We start from the raw sequence: 25,434 nt of genomic DNA on the forward strand, positions 1-25,434 counted from the left end.
TCAAATAATATTAAAGCAGATCGAGATTGAGGTCACCATCATCTATTGGAGGTATAGTACCTGTCTGAGGTGTAACCTCATTCACCTGCACGCCGGCTCCCTTAGAAACATTTACAGGTTCCACGCTGGGCGGAACAAGATCTGCTCTGTTAGACTTAATAGTCTCGCTATAGTTTGTAAGGGAACTAAGCAAAGCTGAATTTGTTCTGTTTGTAGTATCAATTGCAGAGTTGATGATCTTCTCCACATCTGCAAGGAGCTGATCTGTATAGGCAACTGCAGCTGCCTTCATCTGATTAGCTTCATCTGTAGATTTTGTAAGAATATCCTCTGCCTGCTTTGCAGCCTGATTGATAACCTGATTAGCCTGGGCGTAAGCCTGCTGCATAATCTCGTGCTCATTAATAAGCTCATTGGTCTGAGCTGTAGCTTTATCAATCAGATCCTTTGCCTTCTTTCTGGCATCATCCAGAATAGCTTCTTTATTGCTGATTATAGTCTGATATCTCTTGATCTCATCAGGAGTCTTGCTTCTGAGTTCGCGAAGAAGCTCGTCAATCTCCTCTTTATTAACTACAATATTGGTCTTGGACAGTGGCTGATACTTGCAGTTTTCAATGAAAGTTTCGATTTCGTCGATGCATTGTTCAATTCTGCTGCTCATTCTGATTTCCCCCATTATTGTTTTTGGCTTCATAGCCATATTTTCTATATACCATCTCTGCGACATGTGGTGTTACGCAGTGACTGATATCCCCATGAAAACTGGCAAATTCACGTACAGTAGAACTACTAAGATAAGCGTACTCAAGACTTGTAGTAAGAAATACTGTATCAACCTCTCCATTGGAGAAGGTCTTGTTGGTCTGTGCTATCTGAAGCTCATACTCAAAATCAGTGATAGCACGAAGACCTCTGATAATAATCCGGATATTGTTCTCTCTACAATAATCGATAAGTAATCCTTCATAGGACTTAACTTCTACGTTATTTAGATCAGAAGTTGCCTCTTTAATCATCTTAACACGTTCATCTGCTGAAAACAACGGACTCTTAGCGGTGTTCACGCTTACCAGAACCACCATTCTATCGAACATTGCCGATGCTCTTTTGATGATATCAAGATGACCCAGTGTTATAGGATCAAAGCTGCCCGGATATACTGCTATTTTCATTTACTAAACCTCTTAATTTACAACAATCTTACACTTAGCTTTCTTTTTGCCGTCCTTGGTTGTAACGGTAATGGTGCATTTACCCTTCTTGTGAGCATAAACTACACCGTTTGCATCAACTGTTGCAACACTCTTCTTGCTGCTCTTATATGTTACAGCCTTATTATAAGCCTTTGCGGGCTTAATTTTTGCAGTAAGCTGGCCTGTCTGACCAACAGTAAGTACCATCTTCTTGGTGTTAAGCTTAACTGACTTAACCTTAACAGGTGTTTTTACAGTTACCTTAACCTTAATCTTTACACCATTACTTGTCTTAATGGTGATTGTGCACTTACCGTTTTTCTTACCCTTAACAACGCCCTTCTTGCTTACAGAAGCGATGCTGCTGTTGCTTGATGAATACTTAAGCTTTCCGCTTGCACCTGTGGGCCATACCTGTGCATTAAGGTTTGCCTTGTAGCCTTTATATACAGTGAGCTTCTTGGTAGGAACTTCAATATCCTTAGCTTCGCCGCCAACAACTGTTACTCTGCATACAGCCTTCTTACCACCAACGCTTGATGTAGCAAAAATCTCACATACACCATAACCGATACCGTATACAGTACCGTTGGGATCAACAGTTGCTACAGTAGCATCTGATGTGTTCCACTTAACCTGCTGAGGTGAACTTGCAGGTGTAACAGATGCTGTAAGTGAAAGTCTTCCGCCAACACCAATTGTGGCACTTGTCTGAGAAATATTTACTGCAGTTGCCTTCGTAGGTGAAGCATAATGTGTAGCATAGTCATAGTAATTAACCGGATAGATATTCATGAAATCATTGGTTGCGTAATTTGCGTATCTCTGATGATAATTATCAAATCCGCAAGCAGTTCCTCTAAGGAACCAAACCCACTTATCAACTGATTTACCCTTATCATAGGATGGCTCAGCTCCCCATGTAGAATCTACATAGTAAAAATAATCACCGATCTGAACAATGTTCCAACCGTGAGGACCAGCATTGCTTCCTGAACCGCCAAGACCTGCTACAAGTCTTGCGTCAATTCCCATTGAAAGACATATTCTGTAGAAAAGAAGTGAATATCCTTCACATACAGTATGCTTGGAAATTGCAGCTGAGTGACATGAATAGCGATAATATGAGTTATTGTACTTAGCGTCATTGTCACCGTTGTAATCATATGTAACGTTGTTTATAAGGTAGTTGTAAAGCTTTTTAACCTTCTCATAATCAGATCCGCTATTAAACTGCTTAACAAGCTTATTTACTGCATTTGTTGTCTCTACTTCCTGAGCTGCAGTCTGTGTATATGCAAATCTGATTGTGTAAGTACCATAAGTTGTCTTATTGGCATAAGCTGTACCATTACCTACACCTGTTCCATAGTAAGCCCATCTTACATAGTCACCTTCGTTAGGCACGCCAGTATGCTCAACGGCTACGTTAAGGATATTTGATAAAATAATATCCTTGTTGTACTTGCCGGGAAGCTTGAGGCTAAAGGTAATCATATCCTGTCTGTTCTTAATGGCAGCTCTTACAGCTTCACCCATTGTCTGGAAAGATGTGTGAACACCGGGATCTGTCATAAGAGTCTTGATATTCTCTGTGCAATCAATATCATTTGCAAGATAGCCGATTTCATCAGCATCTATTCTTCCATCGTAAACAGAGTTAACCTCTACTACAGGCTCAGATATATCAAAATTAAGAACAACTGCAACATCATATACAGAGAAGCACTCTGCATCATATGTAACAACAGTATCCTCTTCTTTGCCGTTAACAGTAAGCTCAGTGTTTGCTTCTACTTCACTTACCTGCTCTTCATCATCAATATGGAATACCTGAATTGAAGTATCCTGATCCTCGTTTTTCTCGGCAAGATCGTCGTTAAGAGTAATCTCAACAGCCACATTGCCGTTAGGCTCAATTTCAACGCCCTCATACCAAAGGCTGATGTCAAAGGATGCAGAATCGTAAACTACTGAATTTTCAGGAAGTGTATCATTTACAAGCTCGTCGGTATCCGTTGCATCATTACCCTTAAGCTTTTCAATCTTAACTTCTGTGCCTGCAGGAACAACATCCTTTTCAGCTGAAAGTTTGAAGTTATAGCCTTCAAAATCTGTGGAGAACTCAAATGCTTCAGATGATGCCTCTGTTTCAGCTTCTTTTGTAGTCTCAGCAGTGCCATCTGTTGTAGCTATTGCAGCATCATCTGTAGCCGTGCTATCAGCTTCATCAGTAGCTTCAGTTTCAGAACTGTCAGCTGCATCTGTAGCCTCTGTATCTGATAAATCTGTTGAATCACTGGTTTTCTCAGTTCCATCCTCTGTAACATCAGCTGTAGAGCCTTCGCCTGAAGCATCAGAAGCATCGCTTCCCTCAGTCTCAGATTTCTCAGAACCTGTTTCAGCGCTGTCTGAACCTTCTGAACCGGCTTCGCCTGAACTCTCGCCTTCAGCTTCTTTTGAAGCACCTTCTTCAGAGCTTTCAGTCTCTGATTCTGAGTTTTCTTCACCTGCAACTTCAGAACTTTCTTCAGAGCTGTTTGCTTCAGTCTCATCAGAAACAAGATTGATATTTTCATCATCTACATTTGCAGCCTTTACAGAATCTGCAGAAGTTACCATTGTGTTTCCGGCAAGAGCTAAAGCAAGGGCTAAAGCCAGGCCTTTGTTTAATTTACTTCTCTTCATAAAACCTCAAAAAACTCCTTTTCCAATAATTCCCCCTTCATAAAGAAATTATTTAGAACATTTACGCAGAAAAACATGCTGGTTTGACTTGTAGCGTTTTTCTCTCGTAATCTCAAATCCCTGATCCTCAAACACTGACAAATCCATATCTAAATTGCACTCAGCAATAATCATCGTATATTCTGTTACATACGGTAATTTTGCCAACAGTGCAAATGTTCTCTCATAAAGTCCGCCTTCATAGGGAGGATCGATAAAAATAATATCAACCTCTTCCTCACGGACATTTTTAAGCCCCACCAGAACATCCTGCTTAAGAACAGTTGCCTTTTCCTCGAACTTCGTAGTCTGGATATTCTGATTGATGCATTTTACTGCCTTTATATTGTTTTCGATAAAATAGGCTCTTTTGGCACCTCTTGATAAAGCTTCAATACCAATTCCGCCGCTTCCTGCGAAAACATCGATAAATACAGCCCCGGGAACATCATTTTGAATGATGTTAAATAAAGTCTCCTTTATTCTGTCCTGGGTGGGTCTTGTGTCATTACCTTCAGGTGTAACAAGCTTAAGGCGCCTTGCCTCTCCCGCAATTACTCGCATAAATACCTCTTAAATTCTAATCTTTGTACCTTTAGTATCACGATTTGCTATCTTAAGGTGATCAAGATTCAGATTCTTGCCGTTGTGCTCAATGGCTTTTTCCTCTGTCTCACCAAGATAATAAACATCTCTGATGGTGTCCTTTCCTGTAAGTCTCATTCCTCGAACACCAACCGCACCCTTCTTTTTCTCAGGTACATCCTCTGTCTTAAACCTTAAGAAGAAACCGTTCTCAGACTGAAGCACAACTGTGCTCACATCATGAATAGAATGAACGCTTACAACCTCATCACCATCATTAAGCTTAGTAGCTGCAACCGAACGTCTTGTAACATCAAATTCGCCGCCGTCTACAACCTTCATATTTGCCTGCTTTGTAACAAACATAATTCTGTAAAGGTTAAGCTCTGACTGGCTTGCAACGTTTATTATCTGATCCTTGGTGGTATCAAAATCGCTGACATTATCGATGGGCACACCCTTATCTCTCATCTTGCCCTGAGGAAGATCCATGGCTTTGATTGTGTGGAGATTACCATTTGCGGTAAACACACAGATTTTACCTGTGTTCTTCATAACAAAGGAATACTTAAAGTCATTCTTTATGGTCTCAAGATTCTTATCGTAGGTAGTAACATCGATAGTCTTGGCATATCCAAATCTGTCCATAAGGAAAGCAACGTCGATTTCTTCGATGGGCTTTTCTTCGTAAACAGCATCTTCTACATTATCAATTACGGTCTTTCTCTTAACAGCATATTGTTTCCTTATCTCTGTAAGTTCATTCTGGATAACAAGAGACATGGACTCATGATCCTCAAGTATATCCTCGTAGCGATAGATCTTGGCGATTGTGTCTTCATGCTCTTTTACAAGGGCGTCAAGCTCGAGGCCAATGAGTTTATATAATCTCATCTCCATGATGGCTTCAGCCTGTCTCTCAGTAAAAAGAAGCTGAGCTGCCATAGCCTTGGAGGCTTCGCTCTTAAATCTGATTCCGTCGGTATTACCGTTAACAAGACAATCCTTAGCCATAGCCCTGTCTTTGGAACCCCTCAGAATCTCGATTACAATATCAATTACATTGCAGGCCTTGATGAGACCTTCCTGAATCTCCTTCTTTTCCTGCTCTTTTTTAAGTAATGTAGTGTATTTACGTCTTGCAGTCTCAAACTGGAAATCCACAACAGATCTCATGATGGCTGTAAGAGACATGGTCTCAGGTCTGCCATCACAGATAGCAAGCATGTTTACACCAAAGGTATCTTCAAGCTTGGTCTTCTTGTAAAGAAGATTTGTAAAGTTCTCTACATCCGTATCCTTCTTAAGCTCGATTACAATTCTGATACCTTCTTTTGAGGACTGGTTAGAAATATCAACAATATCATTTGTGATCTTCTTCTCAGCAAGCTCTGCCACATCTGAAAGAAACTTACCTATTCCTGCTCCGATCATGGTATAAGGAATCTCAGTAATAACAAGATTGATATGTCCTGCTTTTCCCTTCTCAACAGAAACAGCACCTCTTATGCGGATCTTACCCTGGCCTGTCTCGTAGATTGATCTGAGGTCATCTTTATTGATAACAATGCCGCCTGTCGGGAAATCAGGCCCCTTAATGTACTTCATCAGCTGCTTGGTAGTCATCTCGGGATTCTGCATATATGCGATCTCTGCATCAATGACTTCGCCGATATTGTGAGGTGGTGTGCTTGTAGCCATACCTACAGCGATACCCTCAGATCCGTTTATAAGGAAATTAGGTATTTTTACAGGTAAAACTGTGGGCTCGCGTTCTGTCTCATCAAAGTTAGGAACAAAGTCCACAACATCTTTATCAAGATCAGCAAGGAAATTCTCCTGTGTGATCCTGGCAAGTCTTGCCTCTGTATAACGCATTGCAGCTGCGCCGTCGCCTTCGATATTGCCGAAATTACCGTGGCCGTCTACAAGCGGTACTGATTTCTTGAAATCCTGGGTCATTACAACCAGTGAATCGTAAATAGAGCTATCACCGTGAGGATGATATTTACCCATGGTATCACCGACTATACGGGCACTCTTACGATAAGGTCTGTCATATCTGATACCCAGCTCATACATATCATAGAGAGCTCTTCTCTGAACGGGCTTAAGGCCGTCCCTGATGTCGGGAAGCGCTCTTGCTACTATAACGCTCATGGCATAATCAATATATGATTTTTGCATTATCTCCGAATATTCGGAGCGAATTAATTTCTCTTCCATTACTACCTCATCCGTCAGCTGCGCTGACACCTTCTTCATATTTTGGAAGAAGGTTATTAAATATTTTCAGCTTATATGTGATATTTTATACATCAAGTTCAGCATCTGTAGCGTGCTGATGAATGAATTCTCTTCTGGGCGGAACTTCGTTGCCCATAAGAAGCTCTGTCATGTGTGAAGCCATCTTGGCATCCTCAATCTCCACTAGACGCATCATTCTGTTCTCGGGATCAAGTGTGGTCTCCCACAGCTGCTGAGGATCCATCTCACCAAGACCCTTATATCTCTGAAGAGTGAAAGGTCCTTTGTGAGTCTTACGATATTTTTCAAGGGCAGCATCGTCGTAGAGATACTCTTCCTTGCCCCTTGAAGGCATCGCTTTATAAAGAGGAGGCATAGCTATATAAACATGTCCCTCAAAAATAAGCTCAGGCATAAATCTATAGAATAATGTCAAAAGCAGTGTTGCGATATGTGCACCGTCAACGTCCGCATCGGACATGATTACAATCTTGTCGTAGCGAAGCTTACTGATATCAAAGTCATTACCATATCCCTCTGAAAATCCGCATCCAAAGGCGTTGATCATGGTCTTGATCTCAGCGTTTGCAAGGATTTTATCTATGCTGGCCTTCTCAACGTTAAGGATTTTACCTCTTATGGGAAGAATAGCCTGGAATTCACGGTTTCTTGCCATCTTGGCACTACCACCCGCAGAATCTCCCTCTACGATGAAAATCTCACATTTTGAAGCATCCTTACTGATGCAGTTTGCAAGCTTACCATTGGAATCAAAGGAGTACTTCTGCTTGGTAAGAAGATTGGTCTTAGCCTTCTCCTCAGTCTTTCGGATCTTTGCAGCCTTCTCAGCACAGCCGATGATTGATTTAAGGACTTCAAGATTTCTGTCAAAATATCTTGAAACCTCATCACCTGTAATCTGTGATACAACCTTGGCTGCATCCTGGTTATCAAGTTTGGTCTTGGTCTGTCCTTCAAATCTGGGATCCGGATGCTTGATACTTACAACAGCAGTCATACCGTTACGTACATCTGCTCCTGTGAAGTTGTTATCCTTTTCCTTAAGAGTACCGATGCCACGTGCATACTGATTGATGACATTGGTAAACATGGTTTTAAAGCCGGTGAGGTGTGTTCCACCCTCGGCGTTATAGATGTTATTACAAAATCCAAGAACATTTTCATGGAATTCGTTGACGTACTGGAATGCCACGTCAACAGAGACGCCGTCCATCTCGCCGCTAAAGAAAATAACGTCTGTGACAGCTTCTTTTGATTTATTCATATCACGAATGAAACCGGTGATGCCTTCTGGCTCGTGGAATTCAATATATTCCTCTGTACCCGGTCTGTCGTCGATATAGATGATTGTAAGCTCCGGATTAAGATAGGCAGTCTCATGGAGACGTGACTTAATATCCTCCTCACGGAATCTGGTTTTTTCGAAAATCTCAGGATCAGGTAAAAATGAAATGGTGGTTCCGTGCTCTCTTGTCTTACCAACGGGTTCAAGAAGTCCGTTTTTAAGCTCTACAGTGGGAACACCTCTTTCATAAGCATCCTCATAGATATAGCCGTCAGTTTTAATCTGAACTTTCAGCCATGTGGAAAGTGCGTTAACAACGGATGAACCAACACCGTGAAGACCACCACTGGTCTTATATGCAGCATTATCAAACTTACCGCCTGCATGGAGCATAGTCAGAACTACTCGCTCTGCTGTCACTCCCTTGGCATGCATACCTACAGGAATACCGCGACCGTTATCCTCTACGCTCGCGCTTCCGTCCTCATGAAGTGTTACAGTTATCTGACTGCAATGTCCTGCAAGATGTTCATCAACCGCATTGTCTACGATCTCATAGACAAGGTGATTGAGACCTCTTGTGGAAACACTTCCGATATACATTCCGGGTCTCATTCTAACCGCTTCGAGACCCTCCAAAACTGTAATGCTCGACGCATCATAGTTGTTATTAATTGCCATAAAAATTACCCAACCTTAAAACTTTTTCCTCGTTATCAGAATAAATCTGATTTAAATATGAATTTTCCTGGAGCATGCTATTGCAAGAGCTCCGGGACCGATATGACAGGATACAACGAGTGAAAGGGGATCAAGATGCATTTCGTATCCGGGAAAAGCCGCTTCAACTTCACTCTTAAACTCGTTTGCCTTATCAAGATCGTATGTATAAGCACCCGCAAGGTGTACGTCCTTCGCATCAAGACCGCCGAAACGATTCTCAATATCGGACATCATAGCGTTGATCATAATGTTTTTGCCCTGATTAACAGTTCTTGCCTTGGCAAAAGCATCCAGCTTCTCACCCTGAATCTGAAGTACGGGCTTAAGCTTTAATAGAGTTCCCAGAGCAGCTGCTGCAGGTGTGATTCTTCCACCCTTTTTAAGATAGTAAAGAGTATCAAGCATGATATAAATACTTGATTCAAACTTCACCTCTTCAAGCTTATCCTTGATCTCTTTACCGGACATGCCCGCATCACGGAGCATTATGGCATCAAGAACGGACTGCCTCATGGTAACTGAAATTCTCTGATTGTTAACGACGAAAACCTTCCCCTCATAATCGTCTGAAGCCAGCATTGTAGCCGTCTGACATGAACTTGAAAGACCTGAGCTGAGAGGAATATAAACTATCTCATCATATTCCTTAAGGACCTTGTCCCAAAGTTCAAGAAGATTACCGGGGCTCGGCTGACTTGTTGACACATCTGCACCGTCAGCAAGTTTTTGGAAAAACCATTCCTGAGTGAGATTAACACCCTCTAAATATTCAACTCCATCAATCATAAATGGTGTGGGAATAACAATGATACCGAGAGCTTCCCCATCTGCAGGCATGATGCCGCTATTTGTATCTGTTATGATCGCAACTTTTGACATATTTCCTCCAAGTAACCATTTGTCACTTCAATAACACTATATGTTGTATTATATCATTACATACTCTACTAAATTTTACTTTTATAAAGCCGTAAAGTCAAATGAATTCGATACTGCCCACTGTTTTAAAGGTGCATTTTCATCAAGAACAAGATCCGGATCTTCCTTTAAAAGTCTGTCCACATAAGCAGCAGCTTCTTTTATCAGCGCAGCATCCTGGTAAATATCAGCTACATGGAAGGACATCTCACCGCTTTGCCTTATTCCAAAAAGATCACCGGGGCCTCTTTGCTTAAGGTCCTCTTCAGCGATAAGAAATCCGTCATTTGAGTGGTTCATTATCTCTAATCTGTTCTTTGCTTCTTCTTTTCCTGAGGTATTTATGAAAATACAATAGCTCTGATGCTTACCTCGTCCGACTCTTCCTCGCAGCTGATGGAGCTGAGCAAGACCAAATCTCTCTGAATTCTCGATCATCATAACTGTGGCATTAGGTACATTGATACCTACTTCAATAACCGTAGTAGAAACTAGGACATCGATTTCACCCTTAAAGAACTTATCCATAACACTGTCTTTTTCGGAAGGCTTCATTTTTCCGTGAAGAAGACCAATTCTTAAATCAGGAAGCGTGCGCTTAAGCATTTCACTGTAATCAGTAACATTCTCAGAAGAACTGTTCTCACCCTCTTCTATCATGGGACATATTACATAGCACTGTCTTTTCTGCATTACCTGATCGTGTATGAATTTATAGGCTGTAGGTCTGTATTCTTTTCCTACAACACAGTTCTTAATAGGTATTCTGCCGCCCGGCATCTCATCCAATACAGAAACGCTAAGGTCTCCATAGAGAATAATTGCAAGGGTTCTAGGTATGGGCGTTGCACTCATGGCGAGAATATGAGTATTAAAGCCCTTTTCAGAGAGCTTCTCTCTCTGTTTTACGCCAAATCTGTGCTGCTCATCTGTGATAACCAGTGAAAGCTTATTGTAGCTTACTTTTTCCTGTATAAGTGCATTGGTCCCAACAATACAGTTGCACTCACCGCTTTCAATAAGTGCATAGGCTTCACGCTTCTCCTTTGCAGTTAGTGAGCCAACAAGAAGTACCGGTTTTAAAACAAGATCGTAATCCTTAGCCATTTTTACGAAGGATTCATAATGCTGTCTTGCAAGAACCTCTGTTGGAGCCATAATCGCACCCTGGTATCCGTTTGCAGCTGTAAAAAGAAGAGCCATAAAAGCAAGAATAGTTTTACCGGAACCAACATCACCCTGAATAAGCCTGTTCATTACGTGAGGCCCCATAAGGTCCGACTTTATATCATTCCAGATAGACAGCTGTTTCCCTGTAAGCTCATAGGGAAGATTTGAAAGAAGCTTATCAATCTCTCCCGATTCACTATATACATAGTCATTAATTGACTCTTCGGATTCTCTTTTAAGGAATCTGATTTTCAGGATAAACTGCAGTATCTCATTAAATGCAATTCTCCTTCTGGCCACAGTAAATTCATCCATATTGGCAGGAAAATGAATCTTCCTCACAGCCTCGGAATAGTCCATTAGATTAAGCTCACGCTTCATGCTCTGTGATAAAGCATCTTCAAGATAAGGAGTTGCACCTATAGCCTGGGTTACGGTCTTTATCATCAGCTGATTGGACAGACCCTTAACAAGAGGATATTTCGGCTGCATGGTACCCATGATTTCGAGATAGTCTTCATACTTATACATTTTGGGCTGTTCCATTACAAAGTGATTACCCTTTTTCTGCACCAGTCCTCTGAAAACATAAAAGGTCTTAGCCTTTATGTTATTGACCATGTAAGGCATATTGAAATATGTAATGTTCATCTCACCTGTTGCATCCGAAGCTTTAAAAGCAAGTATGCTTAAGTTTCTTACACGCCTTACAGCAACCTTCCCTGCCATCGCAACTCTTACCGCACAGGTCTCACCTTCTGTAAGATCAGCAACATTAATTACAGGCCCGCAGATATCATAATCTCTTGGAAAATAATTAAGGAGATCTTCTACAGTCCTTATTCCGCACTTTTCAAAAAGGGCGCTGCTTTTATCGCCAACGCCCTTTAAAGATGATACATGTTCAATTAAAGATGGATTTTTCACCTTCAAAATTTTACTCCGCACTCACAATATAGTAGTAAATCGGCTGTCCGCCATACTGAACTTCTACATCACACTTAGGGAACTTCTCAGAGATGCGATCACTAAGTACATTTGCTTCGTCTTCGTTAATATCTGATCCATAGTAGAGACTGATAAGCTCTGTTGAATCATCAGCAATCTTCTCAATCATCATGGCTGTTACATCATCAATGCTACTGCCTACACCAAGAATTCCGCTATCGCCGATTCCCATGTAATCGCCCTGCTTGATTGTAACATCATCAATCATGGTATCTCTTACTGCATAGGTAACTTCACCTGTCTTAACAGTACCGATTGCATCGATCATAGCTGCTTCATTATCCTCAGCCGGAATATCAGGAATGAAGTTGATAGCTGCTGTGATACCCTGAGGAACTGTCTTTGTAGGTATTACAACGATCTTCTTATCAGAATCGTTATCTTCCATCATTACCTTAGCCTGGTTAGCAGCAAGAATAATGTTCTTGTTGTTAGGAAGTACGAAAACTGTATCTGCATTAACCTTGCATGCTGCATCATAAATATCAGCAGTGCTGGGATTCATGGTCTGACCGCCTTCGATAACGTAGTCAACGCCAAGACCTCTGAATATCTCTGCAAGACCATCGCCTGCACATACAGCTACAAATCCCATCTCTTTATGCTCAGTGGGAACCTCGGGCTCCTCTGCAGCAGCCTGGCTGCTTACTGTTCCATCCTTAAGTGGGATGTCATCACCTGCACTGTATGTAGGTGTTGCTTCAGCTGCGCCATTAATTTCTGTTTCTATCTCTGCGTACTCACCACTTTCATTCTCATGGAAAAGCTTCTCGCGGTGTTCCATTCTCATGTTATCAATCTTCATGTTGGAAAGCTGACCATACATGAGAGCTCTCTGAATAGCAAGTCCGGGATCATTGGAATGTACATGAACCTTACAAATCTCGTCATCAGCAACCATTACGATACTGTCACCGATTGACTCAAGAAATGCTTTGAAATCCATTTCCTGCTTGATATTTAAAGGCTTGCTCAAAAGTACGATAAACTCTGTACAATAACCAAACTTAATATCAGTCTCAAGCTCTGCAGCAACCTGCTTCTTTGATACAGGTGTAGCAGCTGCTTCATCAACCTTGTAATCAACGTCTCTGCCCTGATAGAAATCAAGAGCGCCCTTTAGAACCTGTACGAGTCCCTGTCCACCTGAATCTACAACGCCTGCCTGCTTTAGAACAGGAAGCATCTCAGGAGTCTTAGCAAGAACTTCATCTGCGTATTTAATGATCTCTTCAAAGAAAGGACCAAGGTCTGTAGCGCCCTCCTTAGCAAGCTCAGAAGCCTTCTCGCTGGCTCCCTTAGCTACTGTAAGGATTGTACCTTCCTTGGGCTTCATAACTGCCTTATAAGCAGTCTCAACAGCTTTTTCAAATGCAGTTGCGATAATTACAGCATCAAGCTCAGAATAATCTCTGCATCCCTTTGTAAATCCTCTAAGGAGCTGAGAAAGAATAACACCTGAGTTACCTCTGGCACCTCTCATGGCACCTGAGTAAATGTTCTTACAAAGTGTAGCCATATCCACATCATCCGACAGCGCCTGTACATCCTTAGCTGCTGACATGATGGTCATTGTCATATTGGTACCTGTATCTCCGTCAGGAACGGGGAAAACATTAAGCTCATTGATCCATTCTTTTTTTGCATTCAAGTTGCTTGCGCCGGCAAGAAACATTTTCTTAACCTGTGACGCATTAATTGTGTTACTCAAAGTTAAGCCCTCCTTGATCAATCGATGACGCGAACGCCCTCGACAAAGATATTTATCTTTTCTATTTCAAGGCCGGTGAATTCCTCAACCTTGTATTTAACATTATCAATAAGATTATCAGTTACAGCAGAAATGCTAACGCCATATGCGACGATAACATGAAAATCAAGAGTAAGCTTACGTCCCTGACCTATAGAAACACCGATTCCTCTCTTGATATTATCCTTTTTCAAAAGACTTACAAGTCCGTCTGCTACGTTAACGTTTGCCATGCCAACTATACCAAAGCATTCATTTGCAACGGCACCGGCATACTGAGCGATAACTTCATTGTCGATAGCAATATTCCCCATATGGGTATTTATTGAAGTAGACTTCATTCCACACCTCCATTAAATTGCATACATAAAATGATTATACAGTAAGCAGTCGTAAAATGGAACACGAATTTATCTTGTGAATTTTCCAAGAAAAAAGGACTCACCCGCAAGTGAATCCTTAAAATCTTTCTTACTTAGAACGGATTATGCACGCTCAACTTTTTTAGATCTGAGACAGCTTGTACATACATTCATTCTCTTTGAGCCGCCTTCAACCTTAACAGCAACCTTATGTACGTTTGCATTCCAAACTCTATTTGTTTTTCTATGGGAATGGCTTACGTTGTTACCGAAATGAACGCCCTTGCCGCAAACTTCACATTTAGCCATTTTGACACCTCCTTATAAGCCATATTTTAAATCAAATGCTACAGCGGATAATCGACAAATAATAAATTTACCCGCAACATGAGATATATTAACAGATATTATAAGAAAGTGCAAGTAAAAATTTAAATATTTATAATTTACTGTAACCTTATGCCTTCATATAAGAATCATACTGTCTTAAAAGAACATTATATTCCTGATTAATCAGGTCACACATCTCATGATCACCGCGAAGATTATCTGGATGATATATCTTCATAAGATCACGATAGCGCTTCTTAAGAGAAAGAAGTGAATCTACCCCTGTAAAGAAAATCTCTGCACGGTGATATTCATCTTCCCTTATGTAACCCTTCTCCTGTTCAAGCTTCTTCCACTCACGCTCGATTTTCTTCTTATCGGTGTTGAGCTTATCAAAACCATCCTTCAGGATCTCAATCTGCTGATCAAACAGAGCCTGCTCATCCTTAAGCTTCTGCTTATCGTGCTCAAGCTTACTTCTCTCGCGCTGGATGCTGGTTCTGAAGTAGCCTACTTCCTTCTCAATCTCGGCTACCTTCTTGTCAACCATTGCCTGTTCCTGCTCGAGGCGCTGACTCTCTTTGTAAATCCAGAGCTTCATCTCAAGAAGCTCTTCCTCCGTCGCAACATCAATACGTTCTTCACTAATGAACTTTTCCATACGGAACCCCCTATACTAACTATGAAACTCAGGTTTCATCCTCAGGAAAAGCGATACTTTCAGCCTCCTCGTCGCTCATAATATCGCTACCTTTGTTTAAGAAACGATCGGCTATATCAGGAACGAGATCCAGTACCTTGGTAACTGCATCCTGATTCTTGATGTTTACAAGCTTTGTCTGACCGTTTTTAATTACAAGAACTGCGCTGGGTGACATTTTGGCTGCAAAACCGCCTGCACCGGAGTTCTTTTTATCACCATCGCTTGCACCTGCACCTACACCAAAGGACACATCCACAAGCGGAAGAATGATCGTATCACCGACCTTTGTAGCTTCGCCAACTACAGTCTTAGAACCAAGCATAGTATTCATACCATGCATAAGTGAATCAATAACACCATTAAAATTATGCTCTGCCATAAAACTCTCCCCTAAGTTATGAATTAAGTATCTTCTTAAATCGTCTGATGGTCTTGCGTACGTCCTTATTAAAATAAAGTACCGCAGCAGCCCATACTATCGTAACAAGTCTGATTCTACCTTTGATTCTGACAGATCCGGCTATCACGGGATTCTCAAAATCAGGTGTTATATATACCTTACCTGCAAGTATGGGATAAAGTATTCCGTAAGCGGCGAAAATATCTGCCGTCGCAGTGGGATCACTCATACCTACACACAGATTAATGTTGCATTTCCTTGGAATGATCATCTTCAGAACTCTTAAAACCTGCTTCTTTGAAACATTAAAAGCTCTTTTAAAAATATCATTTTCAAGCGTTTTCTTAACCATGTCTATCTTAGCATAAATGCTAGATATTGTACATTTAATTTTTTGATACACATTTTGTGGTGTTTTTATAATTTGAACCACAATATCTTTTATTTTCTTCAGTACGTCGAGGAAGCTTTGCTTTTCTTCCTCCTCTTCATCATCAAAATCTTCTTCTGATGAAGCGTCATTTTCAGGTTCTGCGCCATCCGGGTTCGAATCATCATTTTCTGCAGAGCTATCACTATCTTCTATATCGGCATTTTGAGTTTCATCCTGAACTTCGTTTTGAGATTCGTCCTTAGGCTCTTCTTTTGACGTTTCTGCATCACTTCCCGGCTGTTCTGATTCAGATTCTCCGGATTCCTGATTTTCAAAGCCATCTTCCATTTCGTATGGAAGCTCCTCTTCAAACTCCTCTGTGGTGTCCTCATCTTTATTTTTACCTGGAAAAACCTTGAAAAACAAAACCTTTACGGTAAATTCCATATCCTTTGGATATTCGATATAACCTCTTATAAGATGCAAAAGAAAATGGAATCCTGCTTTTGCCTGTATTCGATCCTTTAGCTTGTCTACTTCTGTTTCCAGGTTGGTCTCTTCAATATCAGCGTTTACGTAGTATCTTATGGGCACAAATAATAGCAGCAAAAGAACTACCAAAACCACCGCCAGGATCACAAGAAGTACAATCCCTATTATTTTTAAAATTGTCAGAAAAAGTGACATCTTATTCCCCCAAAACTGTGTTTAAGTATCCTTTCAAATCACCTTCCATACCACAGGCTGATGCCTCCTCGCTTATCTTTACAATCAGATCAAAGGCTTCTTCTCGGCTCCCTGCTATTCCGTAAACAAAAGCAGGATGCTTTTTATAGTATTTCTGTTTCAAAAACGCACAGTGAGTAACTTCAAGCTGGTCCGCTTCATTGGCAGCAGCTGTTATAACATAAATAAGGAGCTGTCCTGCGCCATGTTTAAGCTTCCACTTAACCTTAGCGGAATTCTTTATGGATTCACCCACATATAAATTTTTATAAAATCTGCAATATCCGCGTATTGACATAATTTTCTCCAACAAAACCTCGCTAAGTTCTCTCAGCTGAAGTATTTATCAAAAATCCTCTTAGCTATGGGCACGGCGAATTCACCACCTGACCCTGCGTTTTCTACTATTATGGTAACAGCAATTTCAGGATCCTCATAGGGTGCAAATCCTGTAAACCATGCATGAGAATCAGATGTTGAATCCTTGAACTCGGCAGAACCGGTCTTTCCTGCTGCAGTATAGGATAATCCTTTTAGCTTTGAAGCAGTTCCCTTTTCTACAACTTCATGCATAAGATCTCTTAAAAACTCAGCTTCTTCTGAGGTTATGAGCTGCTTAGTCTCATCTTCATAAAAGCTCTTAATGACTTTTCCTTCATCAGAAACAACTCTGTCCATTACACGAGGCTTTACAAGGCTGCCTCCATTGGCAATTGCTGAAGTAATAAGGTGTATGTGAAGCGGTGTAACCGTAGTTTTACCCTGTCCAATTCCAAGTTGCATTATATCGTTATCGCTTAGACCTTCATTACAGATAGCCGATGACTTTTTATGATTCATGTCCCATGGAAGCTCGCTTCCAAACATAAGCCCGGATAATGTGTTTCCAAAAGAAGCTCTGTCCAAGGTTACAGCCATATTTGCAAAGGATGAATTACATGACTTTGCAAAGGATAAAGGAAAATCCACGCTTCCGTGGCTCTCGCCATGAAAACAGTTTATGGTATTGCCCTCGTATGTAAATCTGCCGTTACAGCTAAAGTGATAATTCTTGTAGTTATCACCATTTTCTCTGAAATATTCAAGAGCAGTAACTATCTTGAATGTAGATCCCGGAGGATAAAGTCCCTGTGTCGCTCTGTTTAGGAGCTGGGTATTGTCTTCGTCTGTAGTCATTGATACCCATTCCTTATCAAGTTTATTGGGATCAAAGTCAGGCTTTGAAACCATAGCCAGAATCTCACCTGTCTTAACATTTGAAACTATCACAGCACCTTTATGGGCAGATAAGGCTTCATAAGCAGTCTCCTGGAGCTTTGTATCAAGGGTTGTATAAAGGCTGTCTCCCGGAAACTTTTCTTCATTCTCATAGGCGTTTGCCTTGGAATTAATGGAGATATTGCTGTTAATCAGGTAATAGTTGGCTATATCTTCAATTCCGCTTCTGCCATGGGATGAAAAGCCTACAATATGAGCGAAAACTTTTTCGTAAGGATACTCTCTTACTTCTTCGCCTTTATCATCCTTTACAGTTCTCGCCAATATCTTGCCATCTGATGAATAAATTGAACCTCTGGAATTCTGCTTTTTCAAAAGAGCCTGATGGGTATTGTAGCTGTTATCCATCATCTCCTGCTTATTAGAAAAAGAAAATACGCAGATATAGCTTATCATTACGGCAAAAAGCACAATAAAAGCAGAGCCGATAAAGACTATGGAATATAGATTTTTATTTGTAGTTTTACTGTTTTTTTCAGTCTGATTTTCTTTGTCCATTATTTACGGCCTTATTTCTATAGGCTGCCTCTTTCTTTTTCTCTAAATAATCCTGGTACCTCTCATTGCTTCTGACAAGGCATTCACCCTCAATAAAAGCAAACATGACTATGGATACCAGTACAGAAGTTCCGCCATAGCTAACAAGAGGAAGCGTCACTCCTGTAAGAGGAATGAATTTTGAATTTCCTCCCGCTGTAAGGAACACCTGAAAAATATACGTAACTCCAAAACCAAGACAAAGGAGTCTTCCAAAATCATTTTTAATCTTGTAGGCTTCACGAAGTACCATTACAAAGGTTGATATACAAATCGCAAGAAGGCAGCAGGCAAAAATTATGCCAAGCTCCTCTGAAATCGCTGCGAAAATAAAGTCTTCCTCAACGTAGGGAATAGATGTGGGATTACCCCCATAAAGCCCCAATCCAAAAAGTCCTCCGCCGCTTATTGCAAAAAGTGACTGTGCTATCTGATAGCCCCCTGTTTCGATATCCGCCCAGGGATTGATAAATGCTGCAACTCTGACCTGAATATGAGGAAAAAGCTTGTATGCTACGACACTGGCAAGTCCCCCAAAGGCAAAGCCCGAAATAAAATACAAAGGATTCCCTGTTGCCACAAGGAGGATGCACATATATACAACAAAGTAAATAAGCGCACTTCCAAGGTCTTTTAATAAAACAAGAATTATCACATGAGCAGCAGCAAGCACAGAACAAATAGCTACGGTCTTAAAATTCGTCTTCATAGACAGGACTGACGCCGCAAAAAATACAAAGAAAAGCTTTACAACCTCTGTAGGCATAAAGGAAATGCCGGCGATTCTGAAATTGATTTTTGAGCCGTTGGTTACAGTTCCATATACCAGAAGCACAGTCAGTAAAATAAGCCCCGCTGCTGCAAAAACGTAGCCCATCTTTTCTAAAATCTCTAATCTGAATATTATCTCAGGAATAAGCAGTGCGATAACTATTGAAACCGATGCTATCATGAACTGCTTGATGCCCTTCCAGTAAGAAACTCTTGTAATTACCAGCATCCCAACCATCAGCATAAAACACATATTGTGAATAATAAGCCTGTTTCCGTCAGGATATATCATCTTATACAGGGAAATAGTTGTGAGGATTACAAGGGTCTGTATCGCAAGAAGAAGCAGGTATCTTTTACTTCCGGTCTTGGCAATTATCTGAATGAAGCAGGCAAATTGGGTAAGAAAAAGAAACGCCGTCTGAAAACCGTAGATCCATCCGCGTCTTTTTTCTCCTTTATAGACAAATACCAGGAAGCTGAAAAATGTATAAGCAAGAATACATCCCCCAATTACATACTTGGCTATTTCAGATAAATAAAAATCAAGTATCCCCAAACTTTAATCTGCGCTCCTCTCAAAATGTCCCGTAGTGTAATCCATACTAAGAAGTTTTTCAATATACATATCCTTATCTTTTCCGGATCCGAATTTCAAAAGCTCCTCATATCCCCTAATTATATCTCTGCTCACATCTGCCTTCTCGGTGGTAAGATCCACCCTGAAGCAGGTGTTGTATTTTGATGAAAAACTACTGAGCTTATCTGCCTTTTTAAATAATGATACAGGTACGCTGTTCCATATAATATTGGTGCAGTATCTGCAATCATAGGTTACAGGCATGGTTCTGCCTGTTCTGTCATTTATAAAAATAGTCTCGTAGAAAACTTCTCCGCCTCTTTTTCCTGTGCAGTCCCCAAAGGTGTTCCTGATACAGTTTGCAGTGTGCATCATGGGAACCCTTCCATAAACCTGTAGCATAGCTGTAGGCAGTGAAATCTGCTCATGTCTGCCCGATGAAATTATGTGACCATAAATACCCTTCATGGTATCGTTCATCTCGGGATAGCTAAGCTCTAAAGGAAGCGAAAAATCCGAAAAGCCTTGATTTTTAAGGATTTCTCCATATAACTTAAATGCTTCTTCATTCCAGAGATAAAGACCATAATCCGGAACTATTCTACCCTTATAGCCATAATGAAGTGCATAGGAAAGCTCCTCAAGATTCCTTACAACTATGCCATCAAGGCCGAATTTATCCGCATAATCAAGAATTCTTTTCAGATCGTATCTGTCAGGAATACCCTTTTCGCATCTAAGTACATAAGGAAGCGCAGCAAAAACCTCTGCTCTGCCCATATCAGGCAATTCCTCATTTAAAAGAAGGAGCCTTGAGTCCACAATAACTCTGTCGATATTGCCTCTGTTTACGCATTCCTGTGAAACCACGTCAAGCTGAGCCTTACTCATTACGCTTATGCAAAGAGTGGGCTTATTTATAAAGCTTTTAATTTTCTCATGTTTATATTCACTTCTCGGAAGCCTTTCTATAGGCGGCATTTCGATATTTTCTTCATAACCACGGCTCTTTATTATAGCTTTTTCAAGATCTGCTGCAGCTTTTCTTCTTAGCTCATTAAGTGCTTTTACAGGCATGAAAATTCCTGCATCATCCAAAGTAATATCACAGGATGAAACTGAAAACTCCGAATTACCAAACTTTAAAAGCTGTTTTTTGCAATCTTCTAAAGCCATTGGTCTGTTCTGAGCTCTCTGAACAATGTCGCCCGTAACTGTAACCGATACGTGATCATCTGTAACAGTAGTAAGTGTTAATGCAGCCTCTTTATCAGCAATTAGCTCGCATTTTAAATCAATCGGAATAAGCTTTTTGCCGGATAAGTATTGTTCTCCAACCTCTCTAAGAACCTCTTCGTCAGATCCGTTATAGGAAGGATTCTCAAGTGTAACCATATCCTTACTGTTGTGTCTGAAATAATAGCCCTCGCCAATTTCAGAACGAAGATACAGGCTTGATAAAATCTTCTTATCTCCCGCATTGGATAAAAGCTTAACTGTGCCCTTTTCCTTGCCGGATGCAATAGCTTCGTAGTACTTATCAATAAATCTTCTGTAAACAGAAGTAACTCCTGCTGCATACTCGGGCTTTTTCATTCTTCCTTCAATCTTAAAGGAATTAATTCCGGCTTCTATAAGCTCAGGAATCCTGTCTACCATACACATATCCTTAAGGCTTAAGGGATAACACTCTTTTCCGTGTCCGTTAAGCTTATAGGGAAGTCTGCAGGGCTGTGCGCAGCGTCCTCTGTTTCCGCTTCTCTCACCTACCATACTTGAAAAAAGGCAGGCTCCTGAATAGCTGTAGCACATTGCGCCATGAATAAAGGCTTCGATTTCGATGCCCTCGCCGTCTATCTTTTTACAATATTCATGAATTCCGTGAATCTCATCAAGGGTAAGCTCTCTTGCAGGCACAACTCTTGTGGCACCAAGCTCCTTAAGAAGTCTTGCTCCCTCGGGCCCCGTTATTGTCATCTGAGTGCTGGCATGTCTCTCAACCCAGGGGAATTCTTCGCTTATAATTTTGAACACACCAAGATCCTGGATGATGGCGCCATCCAGGCCTGCATAGGCATAAGGTTCAAAGAATTCCTTAAAAGAATCTATCTCATTTTCTTTGAGCAAAATATTGGTGGTCAGATAGATCTTTTTGCCATGAAGATGCGCATATCTGATAGCAGATACAACCTCTTCCTCTGTGAAATTGTCAGCAAATGCTCTTGCGCCAAAGCCCTGTCCGCCAAGATATACAGCGTCAGCACCTGCAGCAAAAGCGCCCAGCATGGTCTCGTAGTTCCCTGCCGGTGCAAGTAATTCAACTTTATTCATATATTTCACCGAAAAAGGCTGCCCATATCGGCAGCCTTCACATTACTTTTTCAGAGTCTTAAGCTCTGTTTCCATCTGAATAATCTTTCTTGAATCCTCTGTAATGTCAGACTGAAGATTCTTAACGTTTTTCTCAGTATTCTCAAGCTTTATCTGAGTGGCAATAAGCTCATGCTTAATGTCATAAAGCTCCTTTTCCTTGTCACTGAGCTGACCCTCCAAAAGCTCAACCTGTTTCTTAGCCTTGAAGTAGTCATCAGCAATATTAAGCTGAAGCAGAACGTTCTGAGTATCGAGTGGCTGTCTCTTGAAGCCCTCCATCTTGTTATAGTCTGCAATCTTATTATTTATATATGAGGCAACCTTCTGTAAGTATTCCTCACTTTCATATCCACTTAAGGTAAAAACCTTTCCCCCAATGATAACCTCGGTATCTGTCTTAGAAGCCATAATTTCCTCCCCCGAAAAAGTGTTATGAATGAATTATATACTTCTTTTAGCCCCTATTTCAAGAGAAAATCCAAGAATTATATAATAAAAAACCTACAATATACTGTATTTATCAGATATTATACTACAATATATATTGCAGAAAAATATATATTGGGTTAAATTATTCAAAATCAAGTCCCAAATGCTGATATGCCAGATCTGTAACTACTCTGCCCCTTGGAGTTCTGTTAATGAGACCATTTTTCAAAAGATAAGGCTCATAGACATCTTCTATTGTTCCGGGATCTTCACCGATGGAAGCCGCTAGCGTATCAAGACCTGCAGGGCCTCCGCCAAATTTCTCAATAAGAGTAAGTAGAAGTGTTCTGTCATTGTGATCAAGTCCCAGCTTATCAACATCCATAAGGTCAAGGGCAGTTTTAGCAACTTCTTCTGTGATAACGCCATCATACCTTACCTGTGCATAATCCCTGACTCTCTTAAGTATTCTGTTGGCAATTCGCGGCGTTCCGCGGCTCCTTTTTGCCATCTCTTTTGCGCCGCCTGCTTCTGTTTCTACATTAAGGACCTTAGCTGACTGAAGGATAATATTCATAAGTTCTTCAATCTCATAAAACTCCATTCTATAGAGCATTCCGAATCTGTCACGAAGTGGCGCTGAAAGCATACCTGCTCTTGTGGTAGCACCAACCAGCGTAAAATGCGGAAGATCAAGTCTGATGGATCTGGCAGTAGGGCCTTTTCCGATCATGATGTCGATCTTGTAATCTTCCATTGCAGGATAAAGAACCTCTTCAACCTGCCTGTTAAGGCGGTGAATCTCATCAATGAAAAGGACATCCCCTTCCTTGAGATTATTTAAAATAGCAGCGATTTCACCCGGCTTTTCAATGGCAGGACCGCTTGTAACCTTGCAGTTTACACCCATCTCATTTGCGATAATCTCCGCAAGGGTTGTCTTTCCAAGTCCGGGAGGTCCATAGAGAAGAATGTGATCAAGACTCTGACCTCTCTGCTTTGCCGCTTCAATTGAGATGTTCAGATTGTCCTTAATCTTCTGCTGGCCAATGTAATCGGCAAGCTTCTTTGGACGAAGTGATCCCTCAAACTTTATATCTTCATTTATAAACTCAGCATTTGTGGTATTTGATTTTGCTGATGTACGAATAGTTCTCTTTTCCATAAAAATCTCCATAGTAGGAATTTATGCTCTGCTATGTATCATGTTAGAGTCAAAGCCTGCTTTCTTAAAATAATTCCTTCAAAGCAAGCTTAAGTATGCTTTCTGTATCAGAACCGTCTACATTTCCTGCTGACAGAACCTTTCTTACAGCCTTTGCAGCATCTGTTCCGGAATATCCAAGAGCAACCAGTGCTTCGATTGCCTCATTTTGAGGTTCGCTATCACTTGAAGGAATAAGTGAATCTGCATCTCCTGAAACTCTTCCTGATGTAATATCCTCAGAAGAAATCTTGTCATGAAGCTCTAATACAAGTCTCTCTGCTGTCTTTTTGCCAACTCCGGGAGCCTTTGAAATCGCTTTGGAATCTCCTGCCAAAATTGCAAATCTGAGATCGTCCGGTGTCATAACGGATAAAATAGCCTGACCGCCTTTTGGACCAATACCGCTTACGCTGATAAGAAGCTTGAAAAATTCCAGCTCATCCTTGGACAAAAAGCCGTAAAGGTTCATGGCGTCTTCTCTGACACTTAGATAGGTATAGAGCTTAACCACTTCTCCCTTGGCAGGAAGCCTGTCAGCCGTATATGCAGATACAAACACGTTATATCCGATACCATTAACATCTATTACAGCAACGGTATCATCAATCTGATCCACAATTCCGTTTAAAAATGCAATCATCTGTTTTTACTCCTGATAAAACTTTTATTTAAATATATGCTCAACTTTTCAGCGATAAAGCCATTGAGGAAGCCCGTTACGGCGCCTGACACAAGAAGCACAGGCAGATAAAACATGATTCCGGAAGTTTTTACAATAAAAGCAGCCACAATGAGCTGCGCAATATTGTGGCAAAGTCCGCCTATAACGCTTACTCCTCTTATATCAAAAAGCCCTGATTTTTTCGCAATTATCATGCATAAAAAACTGATAAGGGCGCCTGATATCGAGAACATGATTCCAAAAAGATTTCCAAATAAAAAGCCGCTTAAAATAATCCTTAAAACATTAATGACAATGCCTTCTTTTGCACCGTACCTGTAAATAAGGATTACAACGGCCATATTGGGTAGTCCCAGCTTCATACCGGGAACTCCGAATGGGAATGGAATCAAAGACTCGACATAAGATAAAATAAGCGAAAGGGCCAGCATAAAGCCCAGAATCACAACATAAGATGTTCGATTATCGTCATTTCCCCAAAACTCTTTACCATTCATACCATATACATTTTATCTAATAAGCTTCTCCATGTAAATCATGTCATAACATCTGCCGAATTTCCTGCCACACTCATTAAAAGTTCCGCAGAGCTTATATCCCATGTGTTCATGGAAACGCATGCTGTTATTTGTGAGGTACTCATCCTCCACCTTGGTGTAAGCAATGCAGGCATAGAGATTAACAACGCCCATCTTTAACAGTCTCTCTTCAATTGCCTCATAGAGAGCTCTGCCTGCTCCAAGTCCGTGATAATCCTTATCAAGATAAATGCTAAGTGTTGCGCAGTGATCGTATGCTGCTCTGTCTACAAAGCTGCTGGCATAGACATAGCCTATGATTTTTCCTTCATACTCAGCAACAAGATAAGGATATTTTTTAAGGGTATTGCTGATTCTGCCTCTAAAATCCTCGACAGTCACATCCTCGATCTCGTAGGTGATGGCAGTTTCCTCAATGTAGTAATTGTATATCTCAATGAGCCTTGATGCATCCTCAAGGCTCACCTCTCTTATTTTTAATTTTTCCATAATCTCCTCCAAAAGCTATATTTCT

23 protein-coding genes are annotated in these 25,434 nt (G+C 40.9%); all 23 read right to left on the bottom strand.

The window, feature by feature from the left end; translation table 11 throughout:
• Positions 1-10 precede the first annotated feature (10 nt).
• The 23 genes from G603_RS0107460 to G603_RS0107570 all read right to left on the bottom strand — a co-directional run bounded on the left by G603_RS0107460 (position 11) and on the right by G603_RS0107570 (position 25,409).
• Entirely contained in the window at positions 11-664 is a 654-nt protein-coding gene (locus G603_RS0107460; protein ID WP_026523589.1) for an HrpE/YscL family type III secretion apparatus protein, read from the bottom strand.
• Positions 648-1,175 carry a pantetheine-phosphate adenylyltransferase gene (gene coaD / locus G603_RS0107465; RefSeq protein WP_026669821.1) on the bottom strand — a complete coding sequence of 176 codons (528 nt, stop codon included), beginning with the start codon at positions 1,173-1,175 and terminating at the stop codon, positions 648-650. The genes G603_RS0107460 and coaD overlap by 17 nt, the downstream gene beginning before the upstream one ends.
• 12 nt (positions 1,176-1,187) lie before the next feature.
• On the bottom strand, positions 1,188-3,884 hold the full coding sequence (locus G603_RS21440; protein WP_051207602.1) for an Ig-like domain-containing protein: 2,697 nt from the start codon (positions 3,882-3,884) through the stop codon (positions 1,188-1,190).
• Positions 3,885-3,932: 48 nt separating this feature from the next.
• Complete coding sequence (rsmD, locus tag G603_RS0107475) at positions 3,933-4,487, bottom strand: 16S rRNA (guanine(966)-N(2))-methyltransferase RsmD (protein WP_026523592.1); 555 nt, start codon at positions 4,485-4,487, stop codon at positions 3,933-3,935.
• 9 nt (positions 4,488-4,496) lie between these two features.
• Positions 4,497-6,734 carry a DNA gyrase/topoisomerase IV subunit A gene (locus G603_RS0107480; RefSeq protein WP_026523593.1) on the bottom strand — a complete coding sequence of 746 codons (2,238 nt, stop codon included), beginning with the start codon at positions 6,732-6,734 and terminating at the stop codon, positions 4,497-4,499.
• Positions 6,735-6,819: 85 nt separating this feature from the next.
• Positions 6,820-8,742: a DNA gyrase/topoisomerase IV subunit B gene (locus tag G603_RS0107485; RefSeq protein WP_026669822.1), complete on the bottom strand. Its 1,923-nt coding sequence runs from the start codon at positions 8,740-8,742 to the stop codon at positions 6,820-6,822.
• Between the two features lie 51 nt (positions 8,743-8,793).
• Positions 8,794-9,663 (bottom strand): DegV family protein, encoded by an 870-nt coding sequence (locus tag G603_RS0107490; protein ID WP_026669823.1) that lies wholly within the window; start codon positions 9,661-9,663, stop codon positions 8,794-8,796.
• An 81-nt stretch (positions 9,664-9,744) separates the two neighbouring features.
• Positions 9,745-11,799 (bottom strand): ATP-dependent DNA helicase RecG, encoded by a 2,055-nt coding sequence (gene recG / locus G603_RS0107495; protein ID WP_051207631.1) that lies wholly within the window; start codon positions 11,797-11,799, stop codon positions 9,745-9,747.
• A 10-nt stretch (positions 11,800-11,809) separates the two neighbouring features.
• Positions 11,810-13,555 (bottom strand): DAK2 domain-containing protein, encoded by a 1,746-nt coding sequence (locus G603_RS0107500; protein ID WP_051207633.1) that lies wholly within the window; start codon positions 13,553-13,555, stop codon positions 11,810-11,812.
• Positions 13,556-13,608: 53 nt separating this feature from the next.
• Entirely contained in the window at positions 13,609-13,971 is a 363-nt protein-coding gene (locus G603_RS0107505) for an Asp23/Gls24 family envelope stress response protein (protein WP_026669826.1), read from the bottom strand.
• A gap of 144 nt (positions 13,972-14,115) precedes the next feature.
• Positions 14,116-14,301, bottom strand: a complete 186-nt coding sequence (gene rpmB / locus G603_RS0107510; protein ID WP_026494616.1) for a 50S ribosomal protein L28 — start codon at positions 14,299-14,301, stop codon at positions 14,116-14,118.
• Between the two features lie 148 nt (positions 14,302-14,449).
• Positions 14,450-14,983, bottom strand: coding sequence for a J domain-containing protein (locus G603_RS0107515; RefSeq protein WP_026523599.1), 534 nt, complete (start codon positions 14,981-14,983; stop codon positions 14,450-14,452).
• A 28-nt stretch (positions 14,984-15,011) separates the two neighbouring features.
• Positions 15,012-15,404, bottom strand: a complete 393-nt coding sequence (locus G603_RS0107520) for a GerW family sporulation protein (RefSeq protein WP_026523600.1) — start codon at positions 15,402-15,404, stop codon at positions 15,012-15,014.
• 16 nt (positions 15,405-15,420) lie between these two features.
• Complete coding sequence (locus tag G603_RS0107525) at positions 15,421-16,485, bottom strand: hypothetical protein (RefSeq protein ID WP_026669827.1); 1,065 nt, start codon at positions 16,483-16,485, stop codon at positions 15,421-15,423.
• 1 nt (position 16,486) lies between these two features.
• Complete coding sequence (locus G603_RS0107530; RefSeq protein ID WP_026669828.1) at positions 16,487-16,822, bottom strand: hypothetical protein; 336 nt, start codon at positions 16,820-16,822, stop codon at positions 16,487-16,489.
• Between the two features lie 32 nt (positions 16,823-16,854).
• Complete coding sequence (locus G603_RS0107535) at positions 16,855-18,300, bottom strand: peptidoglycan D,D-transpeptidase FtsI family protein (protein WP_026669829.1); 1,446 nt, start codon at positions 18,298-18,300, stop codon at positions 16,855-16,857.
• A complete protein-coding gene (locus G603_RS0107540; protein WP_026669830.1) occupies positions 18,278-19,669 on the bottom strand; it encodes an FtsW/RodA/SpoVE family cell cycle protein in 1,392 nt (463 codons plus the stop codon). The genes G603_RS0107535 and G603_RS0107540 overlap by 23 nt, the downstream gene beginning before the upstream one ends.
• Positions 19,670-19,672: 3 nt before the next feature.
• Entirely contained in the window at positions 19,673-22,021 is a 2,349-nt protein-coding gene (locus G603_RS0107545) for a peptidase U32 family protein (protein WP_026669831.1), read from the bottom strand.
• 42 nt (positions 22,022-22,063) lie between these two features.
• Positions 22,064-22,471, bottom strand: a complete 408-nt coding sequence (locus G603_RS0107550; protein ID WP_196808053.1) for a cell division protein ZapA — start codon at positions 22,469-22,471, stop codon at positions 22,064-22,066.
• A 163-nt stretch (positions 22,472-22,634) separates the two neighbouring features.
• Positions 22,635-23,657 (bottom strand): Holliday junction branch migration DNA helicase RuvB, encoded by a 1,023-nt coding sequence (ruvB, locus tag G603_RS0107555; protein WP_026669832.1) that lies wholly within the window; start codon positions 23,655-23,657, stop codon positions 22,635-22,637.
• 64 nt (positions 23,658-23,721) lie between these two features.
• Positions 23,722-24,339: a Holliday junction branch migration protein RuvA gene (gene ruvA / locus G603_RS0107560; protein ID WP_026669833.1), complete on the bottom strand. Its 618-nt coding sequence runs from the start codon at positions 24,337-24,339 to the stop codon at positions 23,722-23,724.
• Positions 24,336-24,878 (bottom strand): Gx transporter family protein, encoded by a 543-nt coding sequence (locus tag G603_RS0107565; RefSeq protein ID WP_051207603.1) that lies wholly within the window; start codon positions 24,876-24,878, stop codon positions 24,336-24,338. The genes ruvA and G603_RS0107565 overlap by 4 nt, the downstream gene beginning before the upstream one ends.
• A 12-nt stretch (positions 24,879-24,890) precedes the next feature.
• Positions 24,891-25,409 (bottom strand): GNAT family N-acetyltransferase, encoded by a 519-nt coding sequence (locus G603_RS0107570; RefSeq protein ID WP_026669835.1) that lies wholly within the window; start codon positions 25,407-25,409, stop codon positions 24,891-24,893.
• Positions 25,410-25,434: the final 25 nt, after the last annotated feature.

This window comes from Butyrivibrio sp. AE3006 (genome assembly GCF_000424165.1).
GTDB lineage: Bacteria > Bacillota > Clostridia > Lachnospirales > Lachnospiraceae > Butyrivibrio.

Excerpts from the sequence above, each read along its gene's own strand:
- rsmD (WP_026523592.1), bottom strand. The coding sequence starts at position 4,487 with ATGCGAGTAATTGCGGGAGAGGCAAGGCGCCTTAAGCTTGTTACACCT.
- G603_RS0107565 (WP_051207603.1), bottom strand. The coding sequence starts at position 24,878 with ATGAATGGTAAAGAGTTTTGGGGAAATGACGATAATCGAACATCTTAT.
- G603_RS0107570 (WP_026669835.1), bottom strand. The coding sequence starts at position 25,409 with ATGGAAAAATTAAAAATAAGAGAGGTGAGCCTTGAGGATGCATCAAGG.
- G603_RS0107485 (WP_026669822.1), bottom strand. The coding sequence starts at position 8,742 with ATGGCAATTAATAACAACTATGATGCGTCGAGCATTACAGTTTTGGAG.
- G603_RS0107525 (WP_026669827.1), bottom strand. The coding sequence starts at position 16,485 with ATGTCACTTTTTCTGACAATTTTAAAAATAATAGGGATTGTACTTCTT.
- G603_RS0107550 (WP_196808053.1), bottom strand. The coding sequence starts at position 22,471 with ATGGCTTCTAAGACAGATACCGAGGTTATCATTGGGGGAAAGGTTTTT.
- G603_RS0107460 (WP_026523589.1), bottom strand. The coding sequence starts at position 664 with ATGAGCAGCAGAATTGAACAATGCATCGACGAAATCGAAACTTTCATT.
- G603_RS0107515 (WP_026523599.1), bottom strand. The coding sequence starts at position 14,983 with ATGGAAAAGTTCATTAGTGAAGAACGTATTGATGTTGCGACGGAGGAA.
- G603_RS0107480 (WP_026523593.1), bottom strand. The coding sequence starts at position 6,734 with ATGGAAGAGAAATTAATTCGCTCCGAATATTCGGAGATAATGCAAAAA.
- G603_RS0107490 (WP_026669823.1), bottom strand. The coding sequence starts at position 9,663 with ATGTCAAAAGTTGCGATCATAACAGATACAAATAGCGGCATCATGCCT.
- G603_RS21440 (WP_051207602.1), bottom strand. The coding sequence starts at position 3,884 with ATGAAGAGAAGTAAATTAAACAAAGGCCTGGCTTTAGCCCTTGCTTTA.
- ruvA (WP_026669833.1), bottom strand. The coding sequence starts at position 24,339 with ATGATTGCATTTTTAAACGGAATTGTGGATCAGATTGATGATACCGTT.
- ruvB (WP_026669832.1), bottom strand. The coding sequence starts at position 23,657 with ATGGAAAAGAGAACTATTCGTACATCAGCAAAATCAAATACCACAAAT.
- coaD (WP_026669821.1), bottom strand. The coding sequence starts at position 1,175 with ATGAAAATAGCAGTATATCCGGGCAGCTTTGATCCTATAACACTGGGT.
- G603_RS0107530 (WP_026669828.1), bottom strand. The coding sequence starts at position 16,822 with ATGTCAATACGCGGATATTGCAGATTTTATAAAAATTTATATGTGGGT.
- rpmB (WP_026494616.1), bottom strand. The coding sequence starts at position 14,301 with ATGGCTAAATGTGAAGTTTGCGGCAAGGGCGTTCATTTCGGTAACAAC.
- G603_RS0107535 (WP_026669829.1), bottom strand. The coding sequence starts at position 18,300 with ATGGACAAAGAAAATCAGACTGAAAAAAACAGTAAAACTACAAATAAA.
- G603_RS0107505 (WP_026669826.1), bottom strand. The coding sequence starts at position 13,971 with ATGAAGTCTACTTCAATAAATACCCATATGGGGAATATTGCTATCGAC.
- G603_RS0107520 (WP_026523600.1), bottom strand. The coding sequence starts at position 15,404 with ATGGCAGAGCATAATTTTAATGGTGTTATTGATTCACTTATGCATGGT.
- G603_RS0107545 (WP_026669831.1), bottom strand. The coding sequence starts at position 22,021 with ATGAATAAAGTTGAATTACTTGCACCGGCAGGGAACTACGAGACCATG.
- G603_RS0107500 (WP_051207633.1), bottom strand. The coding sequence starts at position 13,555 with ATGTTTCTTGCCGGCGCAAGCAACTTGAATGCAAAAAAAGAATGGATC.